The sequence below is a fragment of the Dolichospermum flos-aquae CCAP 1403/13F genome (assembly GCF_012516395.1).
In the GTDB taxonomy this organism is placed as follows: Bacteria; Cyanobacteriota; Cyanobacteriia; order Cyanobacteriales; family Nostocaceae; genus Dolichospermum; species Dolichospermum lemmermannii.
Window position 1 is genome coordinate 2340965 of record NZ_CP051206.1, and the last position, 13601, is coordinate 2354565.

The 13601-nt window shown below is 40.2% G+C and carries 12 protein-coding genes; 3 read left to right on the forward strand and 9 right to left on the reverse strand.

Translation table 11 applies throughout. The annotated features are described in order from the left end of the window. Positions 1–55 precede the first annotated feature (55 nt). From hetF to dapF, 3 genes are all read right to left on the reverse strand, one after another. A complete protein-coding gene (gene hetF, locus HGD76_RS11595) occupies positions 56–2542 on the reverse strand; it encodes a cell division protein HetF (protein ID WP_168695865.1) in 2487 nt (828 codons plus the stop codon). A gap of 2171 nt (positions 2543–4713) precedes the next feature. Then, on the reverse strand, positions 4714–4932 hold the full coding sequence (locus tag HGD76_RS11600) for a ssl0294 family protein (protein ID WP_015079582.1): 219 nt from the start codon (positions 4930–4932) through the stop codon (positions 4714–4716). Positions 4933–5227: 295 nt separating this feature from the next. After that, on the reverse strand, positions 5228–6067 hold the full coding sequence (dapF, locus tag HGD76_RS11605; RefSeq protein ID WP_168695866.1) for a diaminopimelate epimerase: 840 nt from the start codon (positions 6065–6067) through the stop codon (positions 5228–5230). Positions 6068–6135: 68 nt separating this feature from the next. On the opposite strand from dapF, the gene HGD76_RS11610 reads away from it, so the two are divergent. The 3 genes from HGD76_RS11610 to HGD76_RS11620 all read left to right on the forward strand — a co-directional run bounded on the left by HGD76_RS11610 (position 6136) and on the right by HGD76_RS11620 (position 6861). Continuing rightward, positions 6136–6252 carry an alpha/beta hydrolase gene (locus tag HGD76_RS11610; RefSeq protein WP_168695867.1) on the forward strand — a complete coding sequence of 39 codons (117 nt, stop codon included), beginning with the start codon at positions 6136–6138 and terminating at the stop codon, positions 6250–6252. A gap of 3 nt (positions 6253–6255) precedes the next feature. Beyond that, on the forward strand, positions 6256–6486 hold the full coding sequence (locus tag HGD76_RS11615) for an Hfq-related RNA-binding protein (RefSeq protein WP_015079580.1): 231 nt from the start codon (positions 6256–6258) through the stop codon (positions 6484–6486). Between the two features lie 144 nt (positions 6487–6630). Continuing rightward, positions 6631–6861, forward strand: a complete 231-nt coding sequence (locus tag HGD76_RS11620) for a hypothetical protein (protein WP_168695868.1) — start codon at positions 6631–6633, stop codon at positions 6859–6861. 121 nt (positions 6862–6982) lie between these two features. Here the strand turns inward: HGD76_RS11620 and HGD76_RS11625 are convergent, their stop codons facing one another. The 6 genes from HGD76_RS11625 to HGD76_RS11650 all read right to left on the reverse strand — a co-directional run bounded on the left by HGD76_RS11625 (position 6983) and on the right by HGD76_RS11650 (position 13585). After that, positions 6983–9010: a monovalent cation:proton antiporter family protein gene (locus tag HGD76_RS11625; RefSeq protein ID WP_168695869.1), complete on the reverse strand. Its 2028-nt coding sequence runs from the start codon at positions 9008–9010 to the stop codon at positions 6983–6985. Positions 9011–9019: 9 nt separating this feature from the next. Next, the gene (locus HGD76_RS11630; protein WP_148761746.1) at positions 9020–9229 is read right to left on the reverse strand and encodes a hypothetical protein; all 210 of its coding nucleotides are present in this window, start codon (positions 9227–9229) and stop codon (positions 9020–9022) included. A gap of 16 nt (positions 9230–9245) precedes the next feature. Beyond that, complete coding sequence (gene purD / locus HGD76_RS11635) at positions 9246–10523, reverse strand: phosphoribosylamine--glycine ligase (protein WP_168695870.1); 1278 nt, start codon at positions 10521–10523, stop codon at positions 9246–9248. Between the two features lie 48 nt (positions 10524–10571). Beyond that, positions 10572–11726, reverse strand: a complete 1155-nt coding sequence (locus tag HGD76_RS11640) for an iron-containing alcohol dehydrogenase (RefSeq protein WP_168695871.1) — start codon at positions 11724–11726, stop codon at positions 10572–10574. Between the two features lie 141 nt (positions 11727–11867). Then, complete coding sequence (locus HGD76_RS11645) at positions 11868–12431, reverse strand: Uma2 family endonuclease (RefSeq protein ID WP_168695872.1); 564 nt, start codon at positions 12429–12431, stop codon at positions 11868–11870. A gap of 71 nt (positions 12432–12502) precedes the next feature. Beyond that, positions 12503–13585, reverse strand: a complete 1083-nt coding sequence (locus HGD76_RS11650; RefSeq protein WP_015079573.1) for an AI-2E family transporter — start codon at positions 13583–13585, stop codon at positions 12503–12505. Positions 13586–13601 lie beyond the last annotated feature (16 nt).

Below are 13601 nucleotides of genomic sequence, written 5' to 3' on the forward strand. Positions count from 1 at the left end.
ATTTAATTTTAGCCTGATGTATGGGATTACAAGGTTTTTTGATCATTGTCCACAATTATGGACTATTTTCTTGCAAAAGCGCTCTCCAATCAGCGATCGCCTGTTCTGTCCACAGCCAATTTTGTGATAACCTCTCAATGGTAAAGTCTGCGGGCGCATTTTGAATCACCATTTGCCTAAGTTTAATCGCTTCCCGTAAATATTGCTGGCGTTTATCAGCGGGTTGACTGTTAGCAGATTTATATAAACCCAAAGCCAATCCAGCATAAGCCGTCAAAGCCTCCGGTTCTCCAGCTATTTGGGGATATTTCATTGGATCAGAACTTTTATTCCGTTGTGGCTTTAATGCCAAACTCAGAGATTTGAACCAAGCATCATTAGCATAATTGAGATTATTCTCCGCATAATAGGCACATCCTAAAGAATTATTATACAAAAGAGAATCTGGCTGCTTTTCTACAGCCCTAGCCCAATAACGACGAGCATCATCAATACTATATTTATTATTTTTAGTTTGGACTGACTGCCAAGCTAAACGCCCCCGGAAAAAATTCACAGCTGGATTTTCAGCATCCTGAGTAGGAATCAAATTTAAAGCTGTTTCCGCAGCCGTCAAAGCACCACGATTCAGTAATTCATTAACAGCATCTAACCCAGCCGTTAAATGACCTTGACTCAACTGAGCCGTCGCCGTTGCCGTGACAATTCCCGTAGCTGAATTAGCTAAATTAATCCGTGGATACTGATTACTTGTGAGATTTTGTCCAGGAATCGGCGGCACATCAGCAGACTTGCGCACTTGTCGTTGATGCCACCACCAACCAATACCAACAATGACAGTAATTGCACTTGCTCCCACCAAACCATACACTAACAATGGTGATTTTGTTCGGTGAAAACGATTACCCTTTGGAGGGACAGGTGACGGTGATAACTGAGGATTTACCTCACGCTTCTCAAGATTCAAGGGAGTTGGGGTAATCTGAGTGGGGACATTTTCCCAATCTAAATTTTGTTTCGGTTGGGCAACCTGCATTTCCGACAAGTAATGATGATTCTCCGCGATTAATTCCGTCTTCATACTTGGTTCTTCTGTTTTAGCAACCGGATTGCCAAGCTGACGAAACAAATCAGAAACTATTGCCAAATCCTCATTATAAGTGGGATCATCATACTCAATTTCATCGCCCAGATCACCCCAAGTATTCTCCCCTAGCCAGTCTACCTCCGTCGTCTCCTCTCCAAAATTAGGATTGAGAATATCATCAATAGCTAAAGGAATTTCTGGGTTAGTTCCCATATCAGCATAATTATAACTATTTGTCTGCTTGATGGGCTGATATTGGTTCAGTAACTCCGATAGCCCCCGTGGCGTAGCCATAACTTCTGGTGTCAAACAGCCATCAAATTCTCGCTGGAGATACAAAATTGGTAAAGCCCAGTACATCTGCTGAGAACCATAGGCAGAAATTAAGCCTTGACGAACCCGACTTACACATAAATCTACAGCATAGCCCTGACTCAAATTGCGGTAAAACAATTGTGTCAGCGTCAGTGCTACCTCATCAGGTATGCGTTCTGACATCGCCAAAATACTTCTAATTCCCCGTTTTACCAAGCTTTCAGTTAAATTCCGTTCTGCTGAGTCTGACTCCGTCTCTGACCTAGCCCGATATGCCCCCAAACAGGAGTTAAACACTGCCATTTGAATATTATTATTAACCAGTAGCCCAGCTAAATCATCTCCGCTGAGAGTTTCTGTTAAGCCAGTTTTTTTACTCACTAAATAAATTTGCCCACCATTGCTCCCCAAGTTGCTATGACCAGAATAGTGGAGAATATGGTAATGTCCCTGTTCTAAAGCTTGGGTGAGTTCTTCCCTCCCCGGCCCGTCAAGAACGGTCAACTCAATTTCTGGAAGATGATGATTACCATCAGCCACTCTTAATGCTTGGCGGTGCAATTCTGCCTTGAGATTAATAGCTTCTTGTTTGAGCAAATCTAGCCGCGCTAAATCAGTAGGTGAAGAAATCACCATTAGCACTCTTATCCCCCGTACTTCCGGCGACGTGGGCAGATTATGAGTCAGTAACCGTGAGCCTGGGGCGATGCCACTTTGGTAACGGGCAAAGGTGATATAAGGACCCGTAGCCAATGGGCGATCGCCTGCGTGCATCACTTCCCACGGTAACCGCGCCAATCTCGTATCCTTCAATCCCAATCTTAGCCGCAGCACCTGTTGGTGATTTTGGGCTATACCTTGGGCAGTAATCCAACTATCCCTGAGTGTTCCTTGAAACAGCGCATTATATAACTCCTGACCCAAGGCCACCAAGTTAACAGAGTTTCTGGCTACCATATTCCCCTGCAACATTAACTGCAAAGGATCATCCATCAAATCGCCTGCGGCCGCCAACCACTCAGCCACAGGCCAATGCACCAGTTCTTCTGCCACCGGTACCCCAGGTGCAACTTGTTCCGTTCGCACCAGATAGTCATTTTGCCCCACCTGCGTTGCGGAAATGTGAAATTCCTGGGTCACAATTTCTGCTCCATAAAACCTATACAATGCACGTAAAATCGCTGAAAACTTCTTTACTCTTGCCTCTTGCCTCTTGTCTCTTACCTAGTGCTATAACGACAATTTTCAACGCCAACCTACTTATCAGCCACATTTAAATCTCCACCCATTGTGATTATATGCCTTAAACATTAACTGTTCTGGCATCGGTAGACATGATCTTGTTCACCCGACACTAGGAAATATAGAACAATTAGCAGTATTGTTTTTGAGAATCATGCCACAAGTGGCTAATCCTGCCAATACTCTAGATGTTTTTTGCCATTCTAAAGTTTCAAAGATGCCTTCCTATTGATCTTAATCTACTTTTTCACAAGGGTTTTGTGTCTGTTGGCTGCAACCACTTTATCCGGATTGATTGATCCCCGTCGAGAACTGTTTATTGGTAGATGCACCTTGATCTTCAATTCCCCTAGTTTGGCTAAAACTCACTGGGGGTTTTCTTTTTTCATAGGACCTCGCGATAAGTGGGAAACGAGCGTGTCTTTAGACCTGAGAGGGATGGTATGGCTAACGCCACGCTACGCTATCGACGCAGCTCACCAGCCACGACACGGGCAGTTCGACAAGTGTTACAGTGAGCTTGTCGAACTGCTCACTGACCACGGTTTTAACCGCTGTGGTTTTTGGTGTATCTTGACAGCCTCCATATTTTTCGCTAGGATAATCGCATTCTTGTGAAAAAGTAAGCACAATGCTTTAAGCGGAGTGTATAGTGGCTGTTTGGCACAGCCTTTACGAGTGAAAATCTCTGAAGAATCTCAGCGGCTTGGCTCCCTGAGATTGTCAATTTGGCAAATAAAAAACGCTCTTGTTTGTCAAGAGCGTTTATAAGCATTGATAGATAAACTATTAAGTAGATTAAGTAGATAAAATCCTAACAACTAACTCCCCTACCCAACTACCAGCCACAGGATTTTTTTCGGTATGTGACAAGCTGCAATCTTTGGGTAATTTTTTCCGGAGCATAAGTTAAAAACAATGAACAATTAACAAGTAGATGCACCCTGATAACTAACTTCCCTTAGCTGGCTAACACCACTGAGGGTTTTTTTGTCTGTAGGTTAGCACAAAATAATTATTGCCACTCGCCAATTTTTTCCGGAGCATTACATAGAACTCTAGAACAATTAACAAGTAGATGCACCCTGATAACTAACTTCCCTTAGCTGGCTAACACCACTGAGGGTTTTTTTTGTCTGTGGTTAGCACAAAATAATTATTGCTACCCAGCCATTTTTTCCGGAGCATTACATAGAACCCTAGAACAATTAACAAGTAGATGCACCCTGATAACTAACTTCCCTTAGCTGGCTAACACCACTGAGGGTTTTTTTGTCTGTAGGTTAGCACAAAATAATTATTGCCACTCACCAATTTTTGTCCGGAGCATTACATAGAACTCTAGAACAATTAACAAGTAGATGCACCCTGATAACCAAACTCCCCTAGCTGGCTAACTTCCACTGGGGGTTTTTTCTTTTCTCCCAGGTGTCAAAAACATCTGGGTACTTGAATCCCGAACTCAAAACAAATTTGTTAAAAATAAATTTATCCGGAGGATCGTTATGCACTTGAGAACATTTAATTGGTAGATGCACCCTGATAACTAAACTCCCCTAGCTGGCTAACTTCCACTGGGGGTTTTTTCTCAAAAACGGAATCTCAACCTACCCTATCATCAAAACCAGCCTCTGGCAATATCCTTGCTCAACAAGTTTTTGGTTACTTTGTCCAGTTGCACCCACAGACTGCAATATTAACTTGCACAATAGCGAACTTTACTGTTGATCGTGCAGTTTCACTACAAGATATAGCTCGTGATTGCCTGAATACTAACCTTTGGGATGAGCTAACCTGACAAATTTCTCTGAATCACTTTCATTCTATTGTGATCCTTTGCTCTAACTCTAGAATGATCACTGTGATAGATAATAAGACGCTTAATTATTTCTTTATAACTACTGAAGTTAACAGATATTTTTGAGTCTGCTCCCATTCTATCACGAATCCTCAATTAAATTTAGATTTTTTGGTAAATTTTAGTTAACCTATTGGATAGGTAATAGGTAAAAATTTGACAAATTACCCATTACCAGCTTCAATTTTAGATAACTAACAACTTGCGTTATTTAGTCAATTGTAATTTGTTGCGGTCCATTGGCTTTGCCATTTTCTGCCTCTGTACTGAGGTTGCTGGAACTATTTCCACAACATTTTTTATTTAGCCAACTTTTGACGGGATCTTCATTGAGATTAAGTCGGAGAACACCAGAGACAAACCCACCTAAAAATGAAACTGGATGTTGGGCAAGTTCTTGAAATAGGGGCGATAATTCACTAATAAACATTAGACTCTCCAAGTATTGGTCTTAAAAATTATTAATTCTTCATCAATCTTAACAGATACTGGCTAATATTTGGTCAAATGATCACTGACATCATTAATCTTGATTTTCTATCAGTATTTAACTAAAATAAGGTATTTAAAATCAATAATTGATGCCCCTTCAAAGCCAGGGAATTTATTCCCTACATCTCTTGCCACACCTTCAAGGGTTTTCGGCATTCTCCTTGTAAGCAGATCGCCTACAATAATTCTGTAGACAATCGCTTGTATAACTTAGAACTCAAAACAGGCTGAATTTAATATTTGCCTGTAAATACTCGTTCTGCGGGGCCTGTCATGTAAATCCGGTTATCAAGTTCTGACCATTCGATTTCTAGGGGGCCACCGGGTAATTCAATAGTAGCAATGCGATCGCATAAATCATTCAATACTCCCGCTACCAAGGACGCACAAGCACCTGTTCCACAAGCCAGAGTAATTCCAGCGCCTCGTTCCCAAACTCGCATTTTCAAATAGTTACGATTGACTATTTCAATAAATTCGGTATTGGTTTTTTTAGGAAACACGGGATGATTTTCAAATTTAGTTCCAATGCTTTCTAAGTCAATAGCCGCAACATCTTCGACAAAGGTGATACAGTGAGGATTTCCCATACTGACACAGGTAACATCCCAAGTTTTGTCGGCTAGTTCTAAGGGTTGATTAATGACTTGAAACTCTGTAGGTGATAAAGTTGTGGGAATTTCCCCCGCTAATAATCGGGGTTCACCCATGTCTACTTTAACTTGACCCTCATCTGTGAGTTGGGGTGAAATCACACCTGCTAAGGTATGAATATGATATTTATCCTTGGTGCGAGAAATGCCTTCTAATTCCGTCAGAAATACCGCTAAACAGCGAATTCCATTGCCACACATTTCTGGTTCTGAACCATCGGAGTTAAAAATCCGCATGGTGTAATCAGTGCCATTTTGTCCAGGAAGTGCGAAAATAACACCATCTGCTCCGATACCAAAATGGCGATCGCACCACTGTACCGCTTTCTCTGGTGTCAATACTGGTGTCAATGAGGAACGGTTATCAATGAGGATAAAATCATTACCGAGTCCGTGATACTTAGTAAATTCGATTGCCATTTTGCTCTAAATGAATTATTAAAGATTCATTCATACTATTAAAAAATTTGTCAGTTGTCAGTTGTCAGTTGTCAGTTGTCAATCACCAATCACCAATTACCAATCACCAATTACCAATTACCAATTACCAATCACCAATCACCAATCACCAATTACCAATCACCAATCACCAATTACCAGTATAATATATGGCAACTAATCAATTTGATACTTCCCTACCTAGCACTCGTCAAGTCCAGAAGTGTATTAAAGAAAAATTAATGGTCGAATTTAGATTAATGACTGGTGATTTGATTACAGGTCGAATATTTTGGCAAGATCACAATTGTATCTGTATTTTTGACGGCAATAATGAGCAGATTATGGTTTGGAAACAGGCGATCGCCTACATGAAAACTTTAGGTAATATGGTAGGTTAAAGAGAGTTAGTCTCGCTCCGCTATCAGTAAAACTTAGATAAAACCGTGTTGCTTATCGTATTGACTTTCTATTATTAGTTTTTCTACTATTTAAATTAACGGTGGAATTTAGCGAGACTAATCAACGTTAAGGATATTTCTAGAATGTCTAAAATACTAATCACAGATATACCTTCATTCACAGATATACCTATTAAACAACAAGAAATTATAGTAGGTGGTGCGACTACAACTACCCCTACAAACCCTTTACCAAATCCTATTCTTTTAACCCCTACATTACAGGCTGTTTTTAACGAGTTAGGATTAAATCCTCGTGACTTGACAAACTACTTAAATAGTTTGGGATTAAACATAATTTTCCCAATTATATGATGATTATAACCCATTAAAAAATATCGGCTTTATAGCTGAATATGAATATGTGGTATTTTAAAACATTACCACATATTTTTTGTAATTATTTCTGACATTATAACTGAATACACTTGAGTATTCATTTTTCTATTTCGTCAGAAATATTAATTTTACCTTCAGCAAACTCCACTAAAGCAGTGAGTTCTTCGGCTGATCCTACCACTAATAAGCGATCGCCTAAAAGAAGTATAGTTTGATTATGAGGATAATCAATTTCTTCCCCATTAGCGCGACGAATAGCCATTAAACTCACCCCAGTTAAATAACGCATATTCACCTCTTCTAAAGTCATGCCAATAAAAGGTGAATCTGCTGGTAAATCATACCAACGACGATTTAAATCACGGGTAACTTTTTGTAAATATTTAGAAACTTCAGCAGCGGAACTTTCAGGACGTAAATCCAAATAATGATCTTGGCGAATTTGTTGCATTTTCTGTTGTACCATCTCTGGTAATAAACCCACCCCCATTAATAGATGAGTTGCCATTTCTAAACTAGCTTCAAATTCTGGTTGCACTACTTCCTTTGCACCTAATTGATAAAGTAGTTCAATATTTTTATCTTGGGTAGCACGGACAACTGTATCTAATTCTGGACATACCTCCAAAGACCGTTTTAAACACAAACGAATACTGGCAGGATCAGGGAGAGCGATCGCCATACCTTGAGCATGACTGACACCGGCGGTTTCTAAGACATGAAGACTCACCGCATTACCATAAACATAAGGTATTCCGGCATCCCGTAATTGCTGAATTCGACTTTCTGATTGATCAATAACTACTACAGGTAATTGATATTGCTGTAACAGCTTCACCAAATTTTTACCAAGCCGTCCATAACCACAAACTACTATATGATTTTTCTGTGGTAGATCTTCCGAAAAATCATGAGCTTGATCATCTACCAAATATGGTTTCAGCCAAGGCATAGATTCAGCAAAATCGAATAAAAATGGGACTAACCGCAAGACAAAAGGAGTCAGCATTAGAGTCACTGCGGTAGTTCCTAAAATTAGTAAATATATGCGTCGGGAAACCAAACCCAAAGCTTGTCCTTCACTAGCTAAAACAAAAGAAAATTCCCCAATTTGCGCTAGTCCTAAACCGACAATTAAAGCTGTTTTTAAAGGGTAACGGAATAACTTGACTAAAGGGGTGATAATTAAAAACTTACCCACAAAAACTAAAGTCACTAATCCCAGAATTAACTCCAGATTTTGCCACAAAAATACTGGATCAATTAACATCCCAATGGCAACAAAAAATAAACTAGCAAATATATCCCGTAAAGGTTCAACAATCGTCAAAGTTTCATCAGCATATTCCACCTCAGAAATCATCAAACCGGCGACAAATGCCCCCATTTCAATGGATAGTCCTAAATATTCTGTGAGCAGAGCAATTCCTAAACAGATAGTGACGACACCTAATAAAAATAACTCCTTGCTTTCAGTGCTGGCTAATAATCTGAGTAAAGGGGGAATTAACCAAATCCCAGCCACAACTGCACCCGCTGCAAATAAACCAATTTTCACCAATGCCATCACCACAGCCACCCCAATGGCTTCTCCTGGTTGATGAAGGGCTGGTAATACAGCTAACATGAACCCCAGAGCCAAATCCTGAACCACTAAAATCCCCAGCATTACCTGTCCGTGAGGTGTTTCAGTTTCATTGCGTTCCATGAGACATTTGAGAACCACAGCAGTGGAAGACAAAGACAAAATCGAACCCAAAAATACACCTTTAGCCGGTAGAGTTCCCCAAGCACCAGTGACACCACAGACCAAAACAGTGATGAGAATAGTGAGGATAATTTGTAAAGTACCACCACCGAGAGCGATCGCCTTAACTTTTTTGAGTTCCGTTAAAGAGAACTCCACACCCAAAGCAAACAACAAAAACGCGACTCCAAACTGAGCCAAGGTTTCCACCTGGACAAGTTCTTTAATCAGCCTTAGTCCAGAGGGACCAACAACCATACCACCGATGATATATCCCAGCAAAACAGGTTGTTTTAACAGTGCAGCTAAGAGTCCACCGCAAGCAGCGACAGCAAACACCAAAACCAAATCAACAATTAAGCGAAAATCTTCTTGCACTAATTTTAATTAAAAACTATAAAGAACCATATAGATATCAGCATACAAAGTTTTCTCAATTTGCGGGGAGGACTGGGATACAAGAAGAACAAAATTTGGACCGACCACCAAAAAGTGATCAAGTCCCCACAGCATCATAAATGTATTTCTTCCTTCTTCCTTCTTCCTTCTTCCTTCTTCCTTTGCGCCTTTGCTCCTTTGTGCCTTTGCGCGAAACAAATTATTTATCCAAAAATCAGCCTAAAACCCGATAACCAATATCTCGGCGATAATACATCTGATCAAACTGAATATGTTCGATACCTGCATAAGCTTGAGCTAAAGCTTCCCGGAAATCCTCACCCAAACCCGTCACATTTAACACCCTGCCGCCATCTGTAACAACTTCCTGGGCTGCATTTAATCTTGTCCCCGCATGGAACACTGTCGCCCCTGCTGTCTGGGCTGCCTCAAAGCCAGTAATTACCTTACCCTTAGCATACTCTCCCGGATAACCACCAGCAGCAGCCACCACCGTAGCCGCAGCCCCTTGTTTCCAAGCAATCGGCGGCATATCTCCTAACCGCTGTTCTATACAAGCCAAGATTAAATCTTCCAAAGGAGTTTCTAGCATCGGTAAAATTACTTGTGTTTCGGGATCACCAAAACGACAGTTAAATTCTAAAACCCGAAAATCCCCATCTGGTGAAATCATTAACCCCGCATACAAAATGCCTCGGTAGTCAATGCCTCTGGACTGTAAAGCTGTGATCGTTCTTTCTAACACCTCTGTTTGTACCCGTGCCATCAACTGCGGTGTCGCTATCGGTGCAGGAGCATAAGCACCCATCCCACCAGTATTTTCTCCTGTATCACCTTCGCCGACGCGCTTATGATCTTGAGCAGGTAACAATGGGCGAATGGTTAAACCATCGGTTAGAGCTAAAACAGATACTTCCTGCCCTACTAAACATTCTTCAATGACAACGGAACTGCCAGCAGATCCAAATTGTCCTTGAAAAATTGCCTCAATTGCTTCTTCAGCCTGGGCAATAGTTTCGGCAACTGTAACCCCCTTTCCAGCAGCTAAACCATCGGCTTTAATAACAATGGGCGCACCCTCAGATTGAATGTAAGCTTTTGCCGAGGCTGCTTCCGTAAATACCGCAGCTTTCGCAGTAGGAACTCCGGCTTCCTCCATTAAAGCTTTAGCCCAAGCCTTGCTTGCTTCTATTTGCGCCCCTGCTTTATTTGGACCAAATACCATTAAGCCTTGATTTTGCAGATAATCAGTAATTCCCTGAGCTAAAGGCACTTCTGGACCGACAACTACTAAAGAAATCCCATGATTAATCGCATATTCGCTGATACCAGCAAAATCATCTACTGCTAAAGGCAAGTTTTCACAACCTGGCAAAGTTGCTGTACCACCGTTACCTGGTACGCAAACAAGCTTGTTTATTTTTTCAGATTGTAGCAATTTCCACGCTAGAGCGTGTTCCCGTCCCCCATTACCGATAACTAAAACTTTCACTTATTTCCTCATATCTAAGCAAGCAAAACGAGAATATCTCTGGAATTTCTAAGCACAAAGAGCTAAAATCTGCTCAATAACTTGCGGATTAACATCTTTATTTTCCCCCAAAGCTGTCATCCCATGCTTTTCTAAATTTTTGATCACGGCTGGAATAGTTTGTAATCCAATACCATAGTCAGATAGGTGAGTCCGAACACCAACTGATTCAAAGAAATCACGAGTTTTAGTAATTGCTGCATTTACCCGTTCTTCTTCCAAACCACCGCTAATTTCCCAGACTCTATCTGCATATTGTAGAAGTTTTTGCCATTTGCGATCGCGGCGAATTGTTAAAGTGCTAGGTAGTACAACCGCCAAAGTTTGAGCATGATCTAAACCATGCAACGCTGTCAACTCATGACCAATCATGTGAGTTGTCCAATCTTGGGGGACACCAGCGGCAATTAACCCATTTAATGCCATTGTTGCCGACCAAACTAAATTCGCCCTGGCATCATAATCTGTGGGATTTGCTAAGGTTTTTGGTCCTTCGCAAATCAGGGTTTTCAGAATTGATTCGGCCATGCGGTCTTGTAATGGTGCATTGACTGGATAGGTTAAATATTGCTCCATTACATGAGTAAAAGCATCAACAATACCATTGCTAATTTGCCGAGGAGGTAGGGAGAAAGTCGTTTCTGGGTCAAGAACTGAAAATTTAGGAAACACGAAGGGACTAGCGAAAAATAACTTTTCTTGAGTTTCCCACTTAGTCACAACTGAGTTTGTGTTCATTTCCGAACCAGTTGCGGGTAAAGTCAGAACCACCCCCATTGGTAAAGCCGCAGTTACGGGTGCGGCTTTTGCTAAAATATCCCAAGGGTCGCCCACAAAAGGAACAGCAGCAGCGATAAATTTAGTCCCGTCAGCAACTGAACCACCACCCACAGCTAAGAGAAAATCAATGCCTTCTTTGCGGATTAATGCGACCGCTTTCATCAAAGTTTCAAAATGGGGGTTGGGTTCAATTCCACCGAACTCAAATAAATTTCTGCCAGCTAATGCGGATTTTACTTGATCATAAACGCCATTGGCTTTAATGCTACCACCGCCATAGGTAATAAGGATTTTCGCATTTGCGGGGATTTCTGAAGCAATGTTGGCGATTTGACCTTTGCCAAACAAGATTTTAACTGGGTTGTAAAAAACAAAATTTTCCATGATTAGTTACCCAAGAGAATTAGATTTCACCTTGAATATTGTAATCATTTTCTTGATTTTTGTGCCTGTACCTACGGAATATTATTTGAAAACAATCTGATTGAAGCGTTGGGGGGTGTGTCGCTGGCAATTTTTATCAATTCAAACAAATAAACTACCAACGATACAAACAAAATTAGGAAATAAAGGTGATGTTAACTCATCATTAGTAAATAAGGTTTTTACTAAAATTAAAGTTGCCTTTTCTCGCTGATAAATTTCTACTTGTTGTAACCGCCAATCAATTATCCAATATTCTTGCACACCTCTAGAAGCATAAAGTTTTAATTTCACTTCTTTATCTCGACGTTCATTTTCTCCCCCCGCAGAAAGAACTTCAATTACTAATTCTGGCGCACCTGTTAAATGTCCATCATTATCTAATAAAGTTGCTAAACGTTGATTACTTATCCACACCACATCAGGAATAACATTATCAGCATCAGTAAAAACAATTCCAGGAGTAGTTACAGCTTCCCCTAGACCAGTTTTTCTAGACCAAAGTGTGAGTTCTGTACAAATGTTGTTACAAGCCTTCTGGTGCTTCCAATGTGGCGCTCTTGTCACAAATAATTCTCCATTGATTATTTCATAATGGTTGCCATTATCTGGCAATAATTCTAGGTCTGTGATTGTCCAGCGAACTCCCTCATATACCTGACTCATACAGCCTCCTGTGGGGTGATGTGAATATTTTAGTTCTTTACTAGTTGAATTTGTGAAAATCTCAATGCTATTCAAGATTCTTGCAGATATTCACTATCAACAGCGGTTTTATTAAATTCACCATTCCGCCAACTATCAGCCATATCTTTCATAAAACTAGCGAGAGGAATAGCAACCAATACACCCAATACACCGCCTAATTTCGCGCCTATTAATAAAGAAATTACCACCCATACAGGATTTAAGCCGGTTAAATTTCCTAAAATGCGTGGGGCAATAATATTAGAATTAATTTGGTCAATAGCTACACCTATAGCCGCAACTTCTAATCCTAAGCCAAAATCTTTTAAAGCTATTAATAAACTGACAATACCAACCCCAATACCAGTCCCAAAAGGAAATAAAGAAAATAAACCAATTCCTATCCCGAAAAGGAGTGATAAAGGGACTCGTAAGAGGACAAATGCCAATGTTATAGACACGGCTAAAATAGCACCTAGAGTAGCTTGACCAATGAAATAATTATTAAAATCTTCTCGGAGTAATTCTCGAACTTTTTTAGCAATTTGGGACGGAAACCACAGATAAATTCCATCCCATAAAGCTTCACCATTCAATACTAGATAAATAGTCAGAACTATGGCTATTAGTAAATTAAATAAATTTCCAATAGTATCAAAAGCAAAACCGAGAATTTTTCCAGTCAAAGATTGTAGTTGACTAGATATTTTTCCTAAAAATTCACTAGCTAATCCACTTAAATTTACTGGTAACTGCTGGGTAGCTGCCCAATTTTGCAAAGCTTCTATTTGTTGAGTTCCCGATTCAATCCAATAGGGAAGAAGATTAGCTAACTCATTCAGTTGTTCCAGAATAAGTGGTAAGAGAATAACACCTACAGCACCTAAAATAATAATAGATAACAGTAATACTACGACAACTGCTAAAATGCGAGGTACTCCACGTTTTTGGAGCAGTTTAATCGGATAATCTAGCACAAAAGCTAAGAGAATAGCGACAGAGATAACACTGACTAAAGGTTGAAAGTAGTTAATAAATTGAATTAATAGCCAACCATTCAGAAGAATAACAGGAAAGGCTAATCCTATATTTAACCATTTAGGTAGATTTGGTAGATTGTTTACTGGCTGCATGGAATTTATTAATAGT